We start from the raw sequence: 20,134 nt of genomic DNA, 5'->3' as shown, positions 1-20,134 counted from the left end.
AGGCAAAAAAAGCGCCCTGTCAACACAGGGCGCTTTTTTACAATCAGTGATCCTTTATTTCAAAACGACCATCTTTCTCACTTTGCTGTAATTCCCGGCTACCATACGAAAGTAATAGATACCGGAAGCCACCTGCACTCCGGCATCCGACTCTGCATTCCAAAGAATCGAATGGAACCCGGCCCGCATCTCCCGGTCCACCAGTGTCTTTACTTTTTGACCGAGCACATTGTATATATTAATCCGCACCCGTACCGGCTTGGGCAGTTCATAGCGGATCGTCGTGATCGGATTGAACGGATTCGGGAAATTCTGCTGCAGATTAAACGCATCCGGGAGCGGAGTTTCCGCTTTGACCGGTCCGTGCAGATTTTTAAAGCCGTCGACAGTGACGTCCTGCAGTTTATAATACACCGTATGTCCGGCCTCCACGCTTTCATCGACAAATTCATACTTGCCGTTGGGAGAGGACTGTATCAGGTTTGTGTTGATCTTTTTATAATCGCCTTGCAACCGGTTGGAACGCAGCACGTTGAATCCGGCGTTTCCGGATTCTGATGACGTTTCCCAGATCAACTGAACACCTTTGTAAGGGACGACCTGAGCTTCCAGATTGCTCAATTCAACCTGGGTGGTCAGCAGCGTCCAGCTTTTTTCGTCACACATTCCCTGGTCGCAAACTCGGACCCGTATTTCAAAACGTTGACCGAATTCCAGCTCATTCAGATTGATTCGGCAGACCTGGCCATAGGTGTAAAATTCATCATCCACATACCAGGTTGTGGTAATCACATCACCGTCCGGGTCTGTGGCCTGGATTCCAAATTCCAGCTGATTCACATTCTCCAGGTCCGGTTTCAGAAAAAGGTCCGTCGGCCAAAAGTTGGTGATCATGGGCGCCTGGTTGTAGTCTTTAACCGTGATCTTGACCGAATCAATGTCTTTGCCGCCGCGAATATCGGTCACTTCAAAGACAGTATATATGGTTTTCTTGGTCTCTGGACTCTCCACCACATCATTACCCGGCGTCCACTCGAATGTATGGGTATCATCATTGTTGTTGGTGAACCGGGCGTCCGCGGGAATATCGAGCGCATTGTAGAACAGGTCATCACCGTCTCCGTCCGTTGCGGACACCTGGAAACTGACTTTGTCCCCTTCCACAACTGTTTTTTCAGCCGGCAGCTGCAGTTCCGGCCAGTAAGAGGCATCGCCTTGAGCTGTAAACGTCTCGATATAGGAACCGCCCGCCAGATCAGCAACAGCTTCCAGAGTATTGTCCACCGAACCGGGTCTCGGGCCCAGTTTCCAGTGAACCTGGGCTATGCCGTTGATGTTTGACGTGACAGGCTGAGATTCAACCACGGAACCGCCGCCTTGGGTCACATAAAAAGACACCTGACCGCCCCGCGACGGATTGCCGTGCCGGTCGTAAATCCGCACTTTGACCGGATACAGCAGAACCTTGCCCATCTCGCCGACCTGACCGTCACCGCTCAGTTTCTCCATCGAATAAGGCGTATCACCCAGTCCCATCGCCGAGAATTCGATAAATTCGGGTTCCAGATTCGGTGAAGACACTCTCACAAGATTCAGACCAAAATTCATACCTACCGTATAATAAGCCGAGGCGCGGCCCTGTTCGTTGGTAAATTTCGTCAGATCGGACACACCGCCTTCAAGCGTACCGGAAGATTGCACGGTATTGTCCTCGACCACGGAAAAAGTCACGCGTGCATCAGAGATGGCATTGCCGTACTGATCCACCACTTTGACCACAAACGGCTGAAGCAGGGTCTGCCCCACCGTGGTTTCCTGGTCATCACCGGACACATACTGTATCTTTGCCGCACCCGATCCGGCGCTTGCGCGCGTCGTATCGTAAAACGTGGCCGTAATATGCGGATAATTTGTCAGAGTGGCCCGGTAGATATTCAATCCGTCCCGGGTGCCGACCAGAGCTCTGGCATGCGCTTCACCGTACATATCGGACTGCACCGGGTTCCCGGAAACAATGCTGCCGTTGTTATGCAGCACCTCGAATTTCACTTTTTCATTATAAACCGGCCAGCCATTGGCGTCCAGCACCCGCACACCGAGTCGCTCGTCCAGTTCCTGATTGGGAGCGGCAATCAGATGATCACCGCTGATTTTCAGCAGCTGCACAACCTGTTCCGGTTCTTCCGCCACCTCGGTATATCGCAACGGAGATCCCGTCAGGCCTGCGGCGCTCGCGGTCACTGTATTCGGTCCGGCCTCTTCTCCAAGACGCACCTGACACGCGGCCACTCCTGTACTGTCCGTACGAATGGGCTGCGGTTCAACCACCGAGCCGCCGCCGCTGGTTACAGCAAACGTAACCGGAATGTTCGGAATGCGATTTTCATATTGATCCGTGACAATGGCTTTCAGGGGTTTGGGCAGCACCGTCCCGACATTGTGCTGCTGATCATCGCCGTGATCTGTAACGGGTTTGACCAGATTGGACGCCTCACCCGGATAAAAAATGATATTGGCCCTTGTATTCAGAGTAATGCCGTTATTAATGTCACGCGCAGTGATCTGTTTCACACCCGACTTTTCAGAGTAAATATAACCGACCGTCTGGCCGTTTTCATCAGTCGAGCCATTGGGCTGCACCACCTGGCATTCGCCCGTCGCTTCCAGAGAAACCGCTTTGTTTTGAACCGGATTGTTAAACCGATCCATCAGAGTGACCCGAACCATCGAACGCTGCTCACCTTCCGAGACAATTTGACTGGACGGTGTCACCAGGATAATTGAACTATCCGGATGGGTCACATCCGCTTCTGCCGTGGCTGTGAACGTGGCCGGAGAACCATCAAGATCCGTGGACGTGGCCGTCAGGGTATATTCGCCTGTTTTATGCCCCATGCGCCAGACAATGCTGGCGATCCCTTCATTGTCGGTATCCACAGTGGTATCCGTGGTCGTACCGGACCCCAGAGCGCCGATTTCAGAGGGCAAATCACCATTATTCAGCGCTATTCTGAAATTAATAGGCTGACCTTCCACTTTATTGCCGTGCTGATCCATGGCCTTGACCTTGATCGGCCGCGAAAGATTTTTACCCACCGTGCCGGTTTGCCCGTCTCCGTCTTCTTTTGCCATTTGCGTGGCATTGGTTGAACGGCCCGAAATTTCGAACAGCAGGGGCGAGTTCACCAGATGCTGCCCGGTTCCCGGTACATACGTACTCACTTGTACACGGTTGATACGCACGCCGGCCTCTTTGCCCAGCGTAAACTGGACGGAAACCAGACCGTTGGAATTGGTTTCCTTGACTTTGACCGAATCCACTTTGCCGTCCAGTGAACCGCCGTCCGCCTGTCTGCGGCTCAACACTTCAAATCGAACCGAATGATTCGAGATCGGATTGTTATACTCATCCACAACCTGAACGCGTAAAAACTCGGACAGCGTATTGTTGATAATACCGGAGAGATCTTTGGTGGTATCATTTGTAATTTTCACCAGTTTATGCGGCGGGCCGACCAATGCGGACGCTTCAAACACATAAGGTGAATTTTCCAAATTCTTGTTGTTGCGCTTGGAAGAAACAGACAACCGGTTGTTCAACGACCCGACGCGCGGCCCGATGGTCCAGCTGACCTGCGCATATCCTTCAGCATCCGTGACCCGTGTTGCGATCGTCACACCCGGCTGACCCAGATAACCGATATTGCCGTTCACAGCTTCGAGGCTAAAATTCACCGTACGGTCGGACACGCCGTTGCCGTACTGATCCACGACCTGCACTCTGGCCGGCTGCGGCAGAGTGGAGCCCACCGTGCCGACATGCACAAATGCAGAGTCCGCTTCCAGGCGGAACGCCTCACCGGGATTTGCCGACGCAGTAAACAGCAGCTTGTTGCTTTCATCAACCGCTGCACTGGCTTCTACCACATTGTTATTGACACCGGCTTCGGTGCCCAGCAACCATTCGATTTCGGCATATCCCAAATCCGCAGTGGGCACTGTGACTTGAGACAGACCGTTCAGCAGTCCGTTTCCTTCTTTGACTTTAAACGTGACCGGATACCCGATAATGGGATTGTCAAACCGATCGACAATCTGTACAATGATATTTTCGTCAAGCAGGGTTCCGACCGTGCCGGTAAACAGTGAATCGGAATTGATGCGTTTCATGGAATACGCCTTGCCCACATTTGCGCGTGCCGAAAATGAAATCGGACTCCCGGACAAGGGATTGCCCTGGGTGTTGCGGGAAACCGCATCCACGGCATACACACCCGGTGTCTCAGGCATATGCCAAAGAATGCTGGCATACCCGTCGGACTTTGTAAAAATAACCTTGCTGGTTCCCTTGCCGCCGGAATCTTCGAGTTTTCCGCCGCTGCCCTGCACGTTAAAGGTCACCGGATGATCAGGAATGGGATTGTCATGAACGTCCAGGACCCGCACCTGCAGCGGATACTCGAGTGACAGACCGACCTCGCCTTGCTGTTCATCGGTGGAATCAATTTTAATAATTTTAGCCGCCGGTTTCGGCAATGCCGATGCCTTGAACACCACCGGTGAACCGGACAGGGGTTCGGACGGCAAGTCCACCCGAAAAGCCGAAGCCTGGACCACATTGTTGCTGTCACCCGAGGCTTGACCCAGTGTCAGGGTCGCAGAAGCCAGCCCGCCGCTGTTGGTCTGAACGGTAATCCGGTCTGATCCGTCAAATGAACCGCCGCCGTCGACGACCCGGAACGTGATGTCCTGTCCCGGCACCGCGTTGCCGAATGGATCGGTGGCCTTGACGGTAAAGGCATTATCAAGTTCCTGGGTCACAATGCCGGTTTGATAGCTTCCCATGGTTCCGTTACCGGAAAAATACGAAAGCTTGTTTGCGATACGCCCGACCGGCATGGCTCTGAAATAGACGGGGTCGATGTCCGTATCCAGCGCTTCAACCCGAATCAAATGTTCCTGGTTGATCTGGCTGCCCATGGACAGCACCGCTTCCGCTTCTCCGTTCTGATCCGTATAAATGTTTTTGACAATCTGTCCCGGCTGATCAAAATAGGCGACCGCGGTGGGACTCATGATCTCGAATCGGATTTGCTGCTCTGCAACCGGAAATCCATTAGTATCTATAAGCTTGACCAATAACGGCTCGGCCAGAGGCATTCCCACATAGCCGTCCTGTTCATCGCCGGACACCTTGACCAGAGAATCCGGTGCGCCTGTAATCGCATTGGCCTGAAATACAGCCGGCGCACCCTCAAGACCGTTGCCCCGCGCTTCCACCTGATTGAGACCGGGCGCGCCGAGCGTCCATTTGGCACGGGCATAGCCGGTGCCATCCGTCAGGATGCTCAGAGAATCCTGACGTTCATCACCTTCCGGTGAACTGATTTTTCCGCCGCCGTTGGTCACCACAAAATTGACAGGAAATCCTTCGAACGGACTTTGATCTTCTTTTAAGATTCGTACGGTCAACAGACTGTCCAGCGTGGTCTGGTTGTTGGCCTGCTGAACCTTCGTAGGACTGACAAGCTGCATCGAATGAGGCGGTTCCGTCGGTTCAATGGTAAAACTGACCGGTGAACCGCTCAATTCAGCCAAATACGCCTGAATGATATAGTTCTCCGCCTGGTACCCGAGTGTGAGCGTGTTTGAGGCCACACCGAATTGATCCGACTCGACCTGATCAGAAGCAAGCGTTCCTTCACCCTGGGTGATTTCCCAGTTGATCATGGTTCCGGCTTTGCGGTTGCCATACGTGTCTTTGACCAATACTCTGAGGGCAGGAGATTCAAGTCCCGGAACAGCGGAAATCGGATCCTGGGGCATATCCGGATCCCGCTCCATAGACACAGCCGGACCGGCCAGGGGATCCAGAGTAAAGCTGGCAGGCGAGCCTTCCAGCGGCGATCCATCTTGCTTATTACCGCGGACCTCAACAATCACATTATCATCGGCATTGGTTCCAAATGTCACACGCGTTTCCGCAATGCCTTCTGCATCCGTCATGTTCGGAAACTGCGGACCTGTGCCGCCCATGCCGGAAGGGGGTCCCAGCGATGATTTCTGAATCAATAGCTTATCCCAGTCCCAGCTGGGTTCATAAATAATCAAATTCAACGTGTGGCTGCCTCGGTCCAGTGTATAATTTTCCGCTTCATGCCAACTCCAGTTGGCTTGCGGCGTGGCAACTTCAAAATACGTCGAATCGAGATTGTCCACGCTGATATAGGCTCCATCCGGCGCTCCGCCTTCATCGGGTCCGTCATCCGGAGACCGGTAGCGCAAATACACATCATAATTGGCGCGTTCCGGCACGTAAAACGGGATTTCAACCGCCCGTTCATACCGGTAGCCGGGCGTCCAGGAACTGGTGACGTACTGGCCGCTCGAGGCGTCTCCGTCATCCTCCACCGAGGCAATGGGAATCTTTATACGGCCGTCTTCTACTTCAACCCAGACCCGGCCGTCAAATTGAAAATTTTCGATATCATTCAGAACAGCTTCGCCGTTAACCACCTGAAAATCCAGCAGAGCGCCCTCGTACGGTTCTCCCTGAGCTGTGGTCACCCGCACCTGAAGGGGCTCGGGAAGCTGTGACTGGATAGGCCCGCTCTGGTTGTTGCCGGCCAGAGTTTCCAGCATAATCGGACCGTCTCCGCCTTCGAAACAGACTTTGATAAAATCAAAATTATTTTGATAAGAACCGTGCTGACTGACCCCGGCATACATATCAGCCAGAGGCTGGCCGTTGTTGATATCAAATTGAGCGTCCTGATCACCGTTGATATAGAATGTCACGGTTTTGGTCAAACCGTTATCTTGAATATCCGCTCTGATCACGTCGCCGGGGAGCGGCTTGGCTTGACTGCCATTTACAAACTGGACCCGGTTGGGATTGGCGCCGGGAGCCATGGTGTAAACGGCAACTCCGTCTTCCTGACGCAGCAAAAGATATGAATTGGCAACGTTCGGATCAGCATTATCCGCCAGAATAATCAATCCGGCGGGAATATATCGATTGTCATACAGTTCTGAATTGGTTGCGCTGAACATGGCCGAAACCGACAGGGCGCCACTTTTCTGATAGAGCATCACGTTGCTCCAGCCGCCGGTGGGGGATGCCAGGGTCAGCTCACCGCTTTCAATGACCTGATTGCCGGTCGTGGCCCAGAATGAACCCAGATCCACCCGGTCGAACTCGTCGGTGGTACAGGCGCCGATCACCGGTGCGGGATCATCCCCGCCGCCGCCTCCGCCGCCGTCTTCGTCTGTGGTGGCGGACGCTTCATTGGACAACGCCGACCAGTTATCCTCTTCATCGCGCACTTTGACGGCGAAAAAATAGGTGGTGGACGGATCGAGTCCGTCAACCAGTTTGCTTTCGCTTTGTCCCGCCTGCTTGGGAGACGAAACACCCACGACCTGATTGGCATTCTCAAAATCGGTATCCGTCAAAATAGACTGGGTTGAATAGCGAATATCATAAAGTGAGGCGGTTCCCGAATTGCCGTCATCACCGGACGCCGTCCAGCTTAACAGAATTGAATTGGCTCCCATGGTGGTTGCATCAAGATCACCGATTGCCGAAGGCGCTGTATTGTCCACGACAGGCTGGACAAAATCCACACTAAACGCTTCCACATCATTCTGATAAGCATCGCCGCCGAACAACATCACCCCGGCATAGGCATTACCCAGGGCAATGCGCGCCGAAGCGTCAACCAGCGTTTCAACCAAGGTATCGTTAATATAAACTTTGAATTCATGGTCCTGCGCGTCCCATTGTACCTTAAACTGGTCACCGGGAGACACGGACTGTTGCGTATTCTTCGTTTGGATCTGTACTGACGGCTGACCATCCGCGATCTCATACAGCCGCAATTCACCGCTGTAAAGATACACAAAATAGCCGTCCGAGGCGGCGGAAAACGCATCGACAATGGCGATGCCGCCCAGTTCAGAACCCGTGGCATCCACGCCGTTTCCCGCATCCGGCCATTGAATGGCTGCACGATTGTTGCCGGTTTCATTAAATACAGCCAGAAACGTGTTCCATCCCGCCGTTGAAGACTGGTTGTGCAAACGACCATTCTGAATAATCAGGTCAGAATGCGCCGCCCAGTTAACGCCCAGCGATGGACCGGTTCTCTCAAAGTTGTCTGTCGTTGCCCAGGCTGAAGCGGTCAACGAGAGAATAATAACACCTAGTATATATCTCCACATAAGATTCCCCTTCATTGTCCATAACCTCCGAATAGGAATATCATTTTGTTTCATAACAGTACATGATCCTTTATATGTTTCACTTTGGTATAGAAAATCTTTGAAAATAAAAGATTTCACTACATGTTCTATGTATACGAACAAACATTGTGCCAGAAGATCGCAACATCAAGGGCTAACCGTTAATATTATTATTTTACACCTGAAAACAGCTTGAAATGCAAAGACTCTACATGTAAAACGCTATAGAGATGGGATGGGTAAATTAAACAATAACTTAAGGTATCTATACCAAAAAGTCAACTTTTATATTTAGCCCCCGGAAACAAACCGGAGCAAAAAACCCTGCGTCAGGCAAAAAACTGAAAAAACGCTTGCCTCGTCATGGTTTCAATATTGCGGCTGCGGGCCGTTTCCACCTGTTCCGGATTGTTGTATCCCCATAACGCCAGAATCGCGTGAATCCCGGTCGGATACACTTTGATTACCGTATCCACTTGATCATCCAGAAAATAACACTGTTTTTTGGAAATTTGCCGATTTGCAAGAATATCTGTGATAATCTGTGATTTTGACCGCCCGTCACGGGTGTCAAAGAGATTTTCCTGCTGCAGATCAATGTTATGAAAGGACAGTATTTCTCTGACAAAAACCAATAGTTTGGTGGTGATGATATAAAGATTGTTCCCGGGTTCATAGTCTTTTAAAAATCCGGCCATTCCCGGATACAATGGACTGAGCTCACACCATTGCTCCGGCCGGGATCGCGCGAACGAATGACGGGCCTGGACAAACCGGTCAAAAAATGTATCTTTGAGGTCAATATTGCTTTGTTTGAACGCATCAAAATCATCCTGATCGTTCACCTTCTCCCCGGAGGCCAGGGCATGTGCGATATAGACATAATCCTCTCCATTGCGGATAAAACTCCGCAGGTATCTGGCTGTATCCACCCACTCGCGGTCCAGGTCTGCAATGCGTTCCACCCGGGAGCCTCCCCGGTAATCGGCATACGCATTGTGACCGGATACCAGGCACTCATCGATACTCTGGGTGATCACTCCGTCAAAATCAAGCATCAGCAAATCTGTTTGGCGTTCAAAGGCGCGCATCTATTCCTCATCCTCCAGAATTTGATTAATTTTTTCGAGTTCTTCATCGGTGAATTCAGCATTTTCCAACGCTTTCACATTGCTCTGCAATTGTTCGACGCGGCTCGCCCCCACCAGCACGGATGTGACCTGTTCATGGCGTAGATTCCAGACCAGCGCCATTTGCGCCAGAGACTGTCCGCGCCGGTCCGCAAGTTCGTTCAGCGCCCGAATCTTGCCCAGCAATGTCTCGGTAATGTCATCCTGACTCAAAAACCCGTGTTCCTTGGCGGCCCGGGAATCAATCGGGATACCGTTGAGATAGCGGTCCGTCAAAAGGCCCTGAGCCAGCGGAGAAAAGGTGATACAGCCCAGCCCGGATTCTTTCAGCACATCCAAAAGCCCGTCTTCAATCCAGCGGTCCAGCATGGAGTATTTGGGCTGATGAATGATAAACGGTGTCCCCATGTCGTTCAAAATACGTACTGCCTGCCGGGTCAGTTCCGGCGGGTAATTGGAAACCCCGACGTACAAAGCCTTGCCCTGACGCACCACGGCATCAAGCGCTCGCATGGTTTCTTCCAGCGGTGTGTGCGGGTCCGGCCGATGATGATAAAAGATATCCACATAATCCAGTCCCATACGCACCAGACTGGCGTCCAGACTGGATATGAGGTATTTTCTCGACCCGCCGTCGCCGTAAGGACCCGGCCACATATAATATCCGGCCTTGCTGGAAATCACCAGCTCATCGCGCAAGCCGTGGAAATCGGTTTTCATCAGTTCTCCGACAAATTCTTCTGCAGAACCGGCGGGCGGACCGTAATTATTCGCCAGATCAAAATGAGTCATGCCGAGATCAAACGCTTTTCTGGCAATCGCCCGGCCGTTTTCACGCGCATCAACTCCGCCGAAATTATGCCAGAATCCCAGAGACAGCGCCGGTAGTTTCAGTCCGCTGGTTCCACATCGATTGTAAATCATAGTTTCATAACGTTCATCAGAAAAATAGTACATGGTATTCCTTTCTTATATTTTCGATCACGGTACATCCGGGCCAGTCCGCCTTGGGCCGTTTCCCGATAAAGACTGGGCAGGGCATGCCCGGTTTCCAGACTGACTTGTACCACCTCGTCGAACGATATTTTATGCAGCCCGTCCGACAACAGCGCCATGTGACAACAGCCCATGGCCCGGATTGCCGCGTGAGCATTGCGTTCAATTAAATAATAGAGTACCTCCGGCAGCACACCGCTCGCCCCGCACGTGGGCGCGGTGACAACCTCGCCACCGGCTGCGTTTTCTTCAGAATCCAAGGCCCGGAACCGCATGCCGTTCGGGTGTACCGGCAGAGTCTCATCCGCTTTCCAGACCAGGTTAATCAGACGGTCTCCCAGCACCTGATTGATGGCCTCACGCGTCAAATGGCCTTTGCCGGTGGCTTCCAGACTGCCATAGAGTTCAACTTTAAATCCAGCAGCCTGCGGCGCTTTTTTCACCGCCTTTTCCGCCGCCCGCCGCGGCCCCATGGTGTGACTGCTAAATGGGCCGTACCCGATTCGATATAACTGTCTCAACGAATTCATATGTATTTCTTCAAACAGGTGCAAACCTCATTTTATTTCAAAACGAATCTTTCGGGCAATGGCTTGCTGACAGACCGGACAAAACGGAACCAGGGATTTTGAAAACATACGGCAATCGATAAACGATCTGTAAAGACCTTTCGATACATAACCGGCTCCTTCATAACAGCCGACCAAAGCCTGTCGGTATTCTGCTGCCAGCAGATCAGAGGCCTGATCCAGATAGGTTTGTCCCTCCGACATCCACCGGTTTTCCCGGGAAAGACGCATTAAACGATCAAACTCGGACTTTCTCCAGGGTGTCGGCACCCGCACATCCTTTTCAATCAAATGTCCCCACTTGGGTTGCTTCCGGTTTAGCAGCGCGGTGATATTCGGTTCCCAGGGTTCTACACCCGGGGTGTAAAAATTTTCATAAGCGACCCGGGAACTGTAATACTCGTCCGCCAATCCCGCAAACGAATGACCAAATTCATGCACAAACACATATTCCGACCACCACTCCGGTTGATTGTCACAATGTCCGGTATAAGAAACCGCCATGCTGTGAAAAATTCCGCCGCCGCCATACCGGTCCGAATGGACCAGCACATAAATATGATCATACGGAACCAATGCCGCGATATCATGCAATGCTTTGTTATTGTGAGCCAGTACATAACGGGGCAGATCCAGGGAATTATAGCCGGCGCCGATTGGTGTGCGCTTCCACTTGTCCTTGCGCGGTTCATCAATACCGGAATCTCTGGAAATTACGTCCACCGCCCACACGTTAAAATCATTCTTGTGATCTGAAAACGGCTGCGTCTCGAACAGGGCGCGTGTATAGCGGTCCACATGTTCGTGAAACAGAGACAGTTCTTTTCGCGTATAGCCGTCGCCGACAATCACCAGATCCACTTTGTGTTCCGGCTTGCCGTTTTTCTGAATTTTGCGCACTTTGAAATCATAGCGATTCCCCTCTCTGTTGACAAAACGAGAGTCCGGATCAATGCCGGCCGTAAACACGGTATCGGAAAAGACCCCCCCTTGACGCCGGACAATCACAACATCTACAGGTGACACCGGACACGGAAACCTCAGGGTCTCATGAAAGGCGCCGCGCTGTTCAGCGGCAAGTCGGGTGGTCTGCCATTCCTGAAAAACACAGCAATAGCCGTACGAATACATCAATGAATCGGTATCCTGCTTGTAAACGCGCATCTGGTAAATGCCCAGATTCAAGGTGTCAATCAGATTGACACGTGACCCCGGCCAGTCATCCTGCAGATAGATTTGATCTATACTATAGGCTTCTGCCTGAGCCGTACCGGTATGATAAACATCCAGACGCAATGTATGAGTAAAATCGAAAAAATCCGTTGCCTGTACAGAGACAACACCCAGCAGGCACAGCAATGTAACAACACGTGAACAGAGCATAGGGTAATCCTCAACATTAAAATTTAAATAAAATATGACTTTATCAAATCAATAGCAAGATAGAAATAAACTTTAGTATTGACAATCTGAATAAAAAAAGATATATTTAAAGAAATAATTCTCTAATTCATAAAACAAAATGGTTAAATTGCAATCCGTTTCCGAAGCCACCCTGCGCCGCCTGCCTCAGTATCTGCATTTGCTGAAAAAAATGCAGGAAAACGGCACAGAAACAGTATCGACCACGTTCATCGCCCATGACTTGAATCTGGACCCCACCCAGGTCCGCAAGGATCTGTCCGTCACGCAGGTGCACGGAAAACCGCGGATCGGTTATCAAATTCAGGAACTGATCGATGCGATCATCCGCTTTCTCAACTGGCAGAACGCCACAGATGCGCTGTTGGTCGGCGCCGGCAGCCTGGGCGCCGCGCTGCTGGGATACAACCGGATGAAAAATTACGGAATCAGCATTGTTGCGGCTTTTGACAATGACCGCGATAAACTGGGGCACAAAATTCACGGCAAACAGATTCTGCATATCGCCAAACTGCCGGAACTAACGCGCCGCAAACACATCCATATCGGTATTATTACCGCTCCGGCCGACGCCGCGCAAACCATAGCCGATCTCATGGTAGAGGGTGGAATCAAAGCCATCTGGAATTTCGCACCCACCGCCCTGCACGTACCGGAGGACATTATTGTTCAACGCGCTGATATCTATTCCAGCCTGGCCATATTGACCAAACGCCTGGCAGACGATCTGGGCCCCATCAGCTGACGCACTGAATGCAACCAATCCCGACCCCGTTCTCCCTCCCGGCACATAATTTGCACAATTCAATGAAAGATATTTGACTATTTCCTTAATTATTGTAAATTGTAAGATGAAAAAATGGTGATTTTTTGTCATTTGCAGATTGCATTGTAACTATTCAACTTGTGAAAAATTAAAAAGTGGTGCGCTTAGGGTTTCCCCTGAATTTTAACCATACTTTTCAATATTGGGACATTAAAGGGTCACAATAGGGGTGACCATTTTTCCCGGCCGGAAAATCCTAAATGGAGGCTCGAGAATGGCTAAAATAATTGTTGTTGATGACGACAAGGTTGTAAGAACCATCGTCGAAAAAACACTCACACGCGCGGGACATACGGTTCAGGTGGCAGTGGATGGGGCAAAAGCCGTTTCCATGATTGAAAACGAAAAATACGACATGGCGATTCTGGATATTCTGTTACCCGGGTTGTTGAACGGTTTTAAACTGATCTCCAAAACAAAGTCTGTATCCTCAAAAATCGTTATATTCGCCATAACCGGTCACGGCAAACAGAGCCATCAAAGAAAAGCCATGAGTCTGGGCGCTGATGAATTTATGGTCAAGCCGGTCAAACCCCAGTACCTGCTGGATAAAGTGAATGAATATTTGGGTATTGAAAAAAAACCGGAAGAACCGCGGCAGCCGGCATTCACACCGCCTGCCTTCGAATCGCAGCCGCCGCCTGAATCCAAACCGGAACCCGAACCCAAACAACCGGAACCCATAGAAGAACCGGAACCGGAATCGTCAGGATCACCCTTTGATTTTGATTTCGATTTCGAAAGCGAAACAAAAAAAGAACCGGAACAGCAAGCCCCGGCGGAACCGCCGCCTCCGATTTTTGAAAAAAAACCGGAACCCGTCCCGGAACCCAAACCGAAACCGGAAAAACAGGAAAGCCCCGAACCGCGACGCCCGTTCTTGATATTCCGGGCCATGTCCAAACAAACCCAGGATGAAATTATCAATCTGGGGAGAACCCGGGAACTGTTCAAAGGCTCTATCGTTGATGTTGATATCAGCTCGAACTTTTTTATCCTCAAACAGGGGGTTGTGACCTGCCTGGCCCACGAAACACCGATTTTCAAAATGCAGGTCGGCGATATTATGGGCGAAACCATTTTATTCCCGTTCAAAAATGTCTCTCTCTATCTGAAACTCCGGGCTGATCAGGATTCCAAAATCCTGTTGATCTCGAGAAAACAATTGATGAAATACCTGGTCACCAACCGCAAAGTCATGGTTCAGTTTATGGGCAATTGTTTGACAACATTATCCGAAAAATATGCAAATTGTATAGATATCATTGAAAAAATCTGATTCACCTTGAACAGGAGGCTGTTATGAAACGCGATATTCTGCTTGTATTGGTCAGCACCCGTAAAGAATCAGCAACAACCGTGCAAAAAATTCTCACCGAGTGGGGATGTCTGATTAAAACGCGTCTGGGATTGCACCAGGACGTTCTCGACAATTGCTCGGAGAGCGGATTGATCTTTCTGGAACTTGTGGGCGACCCGGAAAAGCACAAAGAATTGCAGCGCAAACTTGAACTCGTTCAGGGGGTTCAGGCAAAACTGGTTAATATGGAAATAAGCTAAAAAAGGAAACACAATGAAAATCACAGTGAACGGCGAAACGATCGGACAAGAGATCTGCGACAGAGAAATACTCAACAAAAAACGCGAGCATTCCGGATTATCTGACGAACAAATCAAAAAAATGGCCCGGCAAAGCATCATCGACTGGACCATCATCCGGCAGAATGCGGAAAAAACAATCGAGACCGTACCCTCGGCGCTGGTTGAAAACGAGTATTCCAAACTCATTGAGCAGAACGACGGTGAAGAACAGTTTAAGAAACGCTATAACCTCAAAGATCAAGACATTCCCAAAGTCAAACAGGATCTCTTGCAAAATATAAAGATCAATCAATTTTTGAAAAACATGACCAGCGATATTCCAGAACCGTCGGAACAGGAAATCGAAACCTATTACAATGAGCATTCAGATCACTTTAGCATTCCTGAAACAGTACACGCCGCGCATATCGTGATGCAGCCGAATCCGGCCAATCCGAAAACCTCGTATGAGGAAATGAAAAATCTGCGTCAGTCCCTGCTGGACGGCGCCGACTTTGCCGAAATGGCGGACGAGCATTCCTCTTGTCAGGATCAGGGCGGGGATCTGGGATATTTTTCCCGGGGCAAAATGGTCGAAGAATTTGACACCATTGTGTTTTCTCTGAACGTCGGTGAAATTTCTCCTGTTTTTTTAACTCAATTCGGTTACCACATTGCCAAAGTCTATGACAAAAAACCGGCAGAGCCCAAACCGTTAAAAGACTGCCGTGACGAGATCATAGACACCTTGAAAACCAACGCCGGGGATGACCTGATCGCAAAATGGGTCGACGAACAGAAAGAAAAAGTTGATATTGAAATCAGCGATGACTGATTCATCCCTGAACAGCATCAAACCAGCCTGATGTTGTTCAGGATATTTATTTCTTGCTTTGAAAAGCCATTGTTCATATATTTTAGAGGCTTTACTAAAGAAATTAAACAGGATTCAAGCTAATGATCATATCAAAAACGCATATCAAAGCATTCAAGTCGATTTATGAACTGGAACTTCCGGTCAATCCGAAAATCAATGTGATCATCGGAGCCAATGAAAGCGGCAAAACCAATATCCTCAGATCCATCGAGTCTTTTCGAAGTGATATTATGTACGACAGCAGTCTGACCTGCCAGTATTCCAACAACTATTATCTGGGCAAATGCCCCGAAGTCACCCTGGAATTCAGCGGCATCACCAAAGACAACCGGCAGAAATTGCTAAAAATCTCCGAGGTGTTCAAGGAGATCGAAAATTTCCAGATCTGCCGCAAAGGCCCCAATATCAGCGATTATCAGCTGTTCATCGAGGAGCAGCCCGTCGAAAATGTGGATACAAGTCAGCTGCTCAAGGTATTGCCGAAAATCTTTTATTTCAGCAATATCCCGCTGCTAAAGAACAAAGTGGATTACGACAGCCTGTTGTCCAGCAGTTCCGCATTCCTGACCGAACGCAATCTGCTGCGCATCGGCAATATCGACGATTATGATATCCTGTTTGAAGACAGTTCCCGCGGACGCCGCATGGCCGAAGAGGCCGGGCGCATTATCACCCAGCATCTGCGCCGGGTCTGGACCCAGGAAGAATCCATCGAAGTTAAGCTGCACATCAACGGACGCGTTCTTTATATTGACTTTGCGGATTCCACCACGGTCCTGGACACGCCGGAAAGCCGCAGTCTGGGATTTCGCTGGTATCTCTCTTTTTACGTTAATTTTATCGCCCAAACCTTTGAAAACCGCACCAACGAATTTATCTTTCTCATTGATGAACCCGGCATTCATCTGCATCCGGCCGGACAAAAAGACCTGATCAAGGTGCTGGAAGACCTGTCTTTGAAAAATCAGGTGCTGTACACCACGCACTCGCCGTTCCTCATCAACCGGGACCACCCCGACCGGGTGCTGCTGGTCATCAAAGACAAGTCCGGTACAGCCGTGGACACCAATTCGTTCCGGGAAAACTGGAAACCCCTGCGCAAGCAGGTCGGTTTGACGATCAGCGATCTGTTCTTTTTTAATGACGACAGCCTCATACTACAAGTTCCCACCAAGAAAAAATTCGGTTTGTTGAACAAGTTCAAGGCCGATCAGGATTAAGCATGCTCTCGATTTGCGACGTCCCCGGGATTCGCGTCGGTCATCAGAGTGATCCCGACGCCCGCACCGGGTGCAGCGTCGTACTGCCGGATGCTCCGGCGGTCGGCGGCGTGGACGTGCGCGGGTCCGCGCCCGGCACGCGCGAAGTCGAATTGCTGCATCCCGTGCGTCTGGTTCAGCGTGTGGACGCGGTCGGACTCTGCGGCGGCAGCGCCTTTGGACTCGATGCAATCTCCGGCATGCACCGCTACCTGGCGGAACAGAACCGCGGATTCGACACCGGCGTACGCCGCGTCCCCATCGTGCCCGGGGCCGTGCTGTTTGATCTGGGTGTCGGCCGAGCAGACGCCTGGCCGGACGCGCAGATGGGATACAACGCATGTCTGAACGCTTCAGATCACTATGATCATGATACCGCGGCCAGCGCCGGCTGCGGCGCCACGGCGGGTAAAGCCGCGGGCATGGCGTCCGCCAGCCGCGGCGGCATGGGTACCAGTTCCGTGACCCTGCCCGGCGATATTGTCATCGGCGCCCTGATCGCTGTCAATCCCCTCGGCGAGATCATCCATCCGGAAACCGGAGAAATTGTCGCCGGCATTCAAAATGAAACCCGGGACGCATTCATCCCCACACTTTCCGTTCTGAAACAGGGCCTGGCGCACCCCCCGGCCGGCAACACCACCCTGGCGGTGGTCGCCACCAACGCCACATTGAACCGCGAACAAGCGGTCAAAGTCGCGCAAATGGCCCAGGACGGTCTGGCGCGAACCATCCGTCCCGCCCACACCCTCTGGGACGGTGATATTGTTTTTGTCCTTTCCTGCGGCACCCGGCAGGCGGACGTCTCCGTCATCGGTGCCTTTGCCGCGGAAACCGTGGCCGCCGGTATCCTGAACGCCGTCGCTTGACCGCTGCCGCAATCCGATACCCCCCATGATCAAGTTCGACAATTGTTTCTTGTTTTGGCCCTTTAAGTTCATTGTTTACAATGGAATAATTTTTACAAATCCCTTGTAACAAAGACCTGACGGTTTATTGTAAAGTTAAAAGTGTCGAACCTGTGTTACAATGCTCAACTGCTGATCACTCTAAACACCTTGCACACAGTACATACTATAGTACGTTCTGCAACAGGATTTACAATTGTGTCCCCTGCGGCAGCTGTTGCGATATTTGATTTTAATCGTGTTCATGAGGAGGGGGAGGCTTCCCCTCGCTGCAGCCAGGCTGCCCACCCTTGATGATGTTGCCGATAGTCCGGTACCTGCGGGGCGGGCGCCGCCTCGCTAAACCGGCATCACAACAGCTGCATGATGCGCTCACGCAGCAGATAATGCGATTTGCAATGCTCACACCCCCGCCGGCCACTCGGCTGCCTGTCTTCCGCTCCCCCCTCTGTTTTCAAAATGTGCCGAAAGCCGCAGCTGCCGGAATCAATCCTTTGTCGTACTACTTTTCAGTTGTGCGGCAAGTCGCAGCCTTTTGTAGCGACGCCGCCTGGTCTCGTGTTATTTTATACCTCGGATAGATATCCGGGACGATCTGAAAAGTAATAATGTAACGAAAGTGGGCTAAAGCCCCCTATTCTTGTATTAGATCCTGCCTATCACCTGCAACCCTGTCCTGTTTTTACCTTTCGACTTTGCCCTCTGCTTCTCGGCGTGCCAGTTTTTTACCCTTGACTTTTTGACCTTCAGACTTTCCGACTGATTCCAAACACACTATCCAATACCGTGCCGTCCACCCATTTCACCACCGCGATCAGCTGATCGGTCAGTTTGGGCGGGTCCGGCGGACCGCCGCAGATTTCGAGCACGGTTCGGTGCAGATCATGAATATCGATCACCGGCAGGCCGCTGCCCTTGACCGCCTGCAGCAGATCCGTGCGCCGCGGATTGATGCAGAGGCCGCGTTCGGTGGCCACCACATCAATGAGCTCGCCGGGACCGCTCAGTGTGGTCACCCGATCCACGATCACCGGCATGCGGTCTCGGAACGACGGCACGGCCAGCACCGTGGTTTTGGCGTGCACACAGTTCTGCCAGCCGCCGATGCCGTGCATCAGACGGCCGTCCGAGTGCGTGACCACATTGGCGTTGAACTCTACATCCACTTCGGTGGCGCCGAGCACGGCAATGTCGGTCAGGCTGTTCAGATTGCCTTTGCCGTGGTCATTGTAGGTGATAAAGGGTCCGCAGGAAATATGATTGCGGTTGTCGCGCGCCGAACGTACGGCCTCCAGATCAAAGGCCTGAATATCAATGATAGCGCGGATCAATCCCTCCTGCATCATCTGCACCGGCAGCGCATGGCTGCCGCCCAGATAAAACGAGGCGGTGATCTGTTTTTCTTTCATCATGGCAGACAGATCATGCGCTACCGCCAGAGATGTGCCGCCGGCGCCGGTCTGAAAGGAAAATCCGTCCCGGATCAGTCCGGCCGCCTCTGCAAAACGCACGATCAGCTCGGCGGTGCGCAGCCGGTCCGGACTCTTGGTCAGCTGCGTGGTGCCGGACAAAATCTTTTCCGGAATCCCGATGCGGTCCGTCACCACCACGTAATCCACCAACTGACCGGGAATCTGCCAGGGCGTGCACGGAAACGGCACCGGATGATCGGTGACCACAATCACGTGATCGGCAAACTGCGCGTCCGCTTCCGCGTATCCCAGGGGACCGCAGGCCGAGGGTCCGTCGCTGCCATTGCAGTTGCCGAACGCGTCGGCGCACGGCGCGGCCAGCACCGCCACGTCGATGTGCACCTCGCCGTCCTGCAGCGCCTGCCAGCGGCCGCCGTGCGAACGCAACACCGCGGCGCCATTCATATGGCCCCGGGAACAGTAATCACCCAGCGGACCGTTCATGCTGCCTTCGATGTGATGGATCACGCCCGAGTCCAGATGCCGGATCAGCGGCGCGTGACAGGGAAACGCGGCGCTCGGAAACCAGCGCAGATCGCGCAGACCCAGGTCCGCACAGATATCAAACACCTGATTGGCGATCAGATCGCCGTCGCGGAAATGATGATGCGTCGAAATCGTCATGCCGTCTTTCAGACCGCAGCGCTGCAAGGCTGTTTTGAGATCCGGGGCGCGTTTGTCGCCGTCACCGGGATAGTCCTGACAGACGCGGATCGGTCGGCCCGCGGTGCGGCCTTGCGGCTTGTATTTTCCGACGCCCTGAAACGGCACGACCGGTTCGCCGTTGACCCGGTCCGGCACCCTGCGGCCGGCCGCGTTTTCAATCCAGTTTACGGGTTTTGGGTTCATA

General features: G+C 51.9%; 12 protein-coding genes. 6 read left to right on the top strand and 6 right to left on the bottom strand.

Translation table 11 applies throughout. The features are described 5' to 3' along the window. Window positions 1-54: 54 nt before the first annotated feature. From U5R06_23670 to U5R06_23650, 5 genes are all read right to left on the bottom strand, one after another. Window positions 55-8,223 carry an Ig-like domain-containing protein gene (locus tag U5R06_23670; GenBank protein ID MDZ7725741.1) on the bottom strand — a complete coding sequence of 2,723 codons (8,169 nt, stop codon included), beginning with the start codon at window positions 8,221-8,223 and terminating at the stop codon, window positions 55-57. Window positions 8,224-8,573: 350 nt separating this feature from the next. Further along, entirely contained in the window at window positions 8,574-9,335 is a 762-nt protein-coding gene (locus tag U5R06_23665) for a hypothetical protein (GenBank protein ID MDZ7725740.1), read from the bottom strand. Next, on the bottom strand, window positions 9,336-10,331 hold the full coding sequence (gene mgrA, locus U5R06_23660) for an L-glyceraldehyde 3-phosphate reductase (protein MDZ7725739.1): 996 nt from the start codon (window positions 10,329-10,331) through the stop codon (window positions 9,336-9,338). Continuing rightward, window positions 10,295-10,900, bottom strand: a complete 606-nt coding sequence (locus U5R06_23655) for a serine dehydratase beta chain (protein ID MDZ7725738.1) — start codon at window positions 10,898-10,900, stop codon at window positions 10,295-10,297. Before U5R06_23655 ends, mgrA begins: the two co-directional genes overlap by 37 nt. Before the next feature lie 27 nt (window positions 10,901-10,927). Then, the gene (locus tag U5R06_23650) at window positions 10,928-12,322 is read right to left on the bottom strand and encodes a M64 family metallopeptidase (protein MDZ7725737.1); all 1,395 of its coding nucleotides are present in this window, start codon (window positions 12,320-12,322) and stop codon (window positions 10,928-10,930) included. A 139-nt stretch (window positions 12,323-12,461) separates the two neighbouring features. On the opposite strand from U5R06_23650, the gene U5R06_23645 reads away from it, so the two are divergent. The 6 genes from U5R06_23645 to U5R06_23620 all read left to right on the top strand — a co-directional run bounded on the left by U5R06_23645 (window position 12,462) and on the right by U5R06_23620 (window position 17,773). Then, complete coding sequence (locus U5R06_23645; protein MDZ7725736.1) at window positions 12,462-13,106, top strand: redox-sensing transcriptional repressor Rex; 645 nt, start codon at window positions 12,462-12,464, stop codon at window positions 13,104-13,106. Window positions 13,107-13,401: 295 nt separating this feature from the next. Further along, on the top strand, window positions 13,402-14,466 hold the full coding sequence (locus tag U5R06_23640) for a response regulator (protein MDZ7725735.1): 1,065 nt from the start codon (window positions 13,402-13,404) through the stop codon (window positions 14,464-14,466). A gap of 23 nt (window positions 14,467-14,489) precedes the next feature. Beyond that, window positions 14,490-14,747 carry a hypothetical protein gene (locus tag U5R06_23635; GenBank protein ID MDZ7725734.1) on the top strand — a complete coding sequence of 86 codons (258 nt, stop codon included), beginning with the start codon at window positions 14,490-14,492 and terminating at the stop codon, window positions 14,745-14,747. A gap of 13 nt (window positions 14,748-14,760) precedes the next feature. Then, a complete protein-coding gene (locus tag U5R06_23630; GenBank protein MDZ7725733.1) occupies window positions 14,761-15,603 on the top strand; it encodes a peptidylprolyl isomerase in 843 nt (280 codons plus the stop codon). A 122-nt stretch (window positions 15,604-15,725) separates the two neighbouring features. Continuing rightward, entirely contained in the window at window positions 15,726-16,865 is a 1,140-nt protein-coding gene (locus U5R06_23625) for an AAA family ATPase (protein MDZ7725732.1), read from the top strand. A gap of 2 nt (window positions 16,866-16,867) precedes the next feature. Beyond that, on the top strand, window positions 16,868-17,773 hold the full coding sequence (locus U5R06_23620; protein MDZ7725731.1) for a P1 family peptidase: 906 nt from the start codon (window positions 16,868-16,870) through the stop codon (window positions 17,771-17,773). 785 nt (window positions 17,774-18,558) lie between these two features. On the opposite strand, the gene U5R06_23615 is transcribed toward U5R06_23620, so the two are convergent. After that, window positions 18,559-20,133, bottom strand: coding sequence for a citrate lyase subunit alpha (locus U5R06_23615; GenBank protein ID MDZ7725730.1), 1,575 nt, complete (start codon window positions 20,131-20,133; stop codon window positions 18,559-18,561). Between the last annotated feature and the right edge of the window lies 1 nt (window position 20,134).

This window comes from candidate division KSB1 bacterium (genome assembly GCA_034521575.1).
In the GTDB taxonomy this organism is placed as follows: Bacteria; Zhuqueibacterota; Zhuqueibacteria; order Residuimicrobiales; family Krinioviventaceae; genus JAXHMJ01.
The sequence above is the reverse complement of the archived record's forward strand: the minus strand, read 5'-3'. Positions and strand labels throughout refer to the sequence as shown.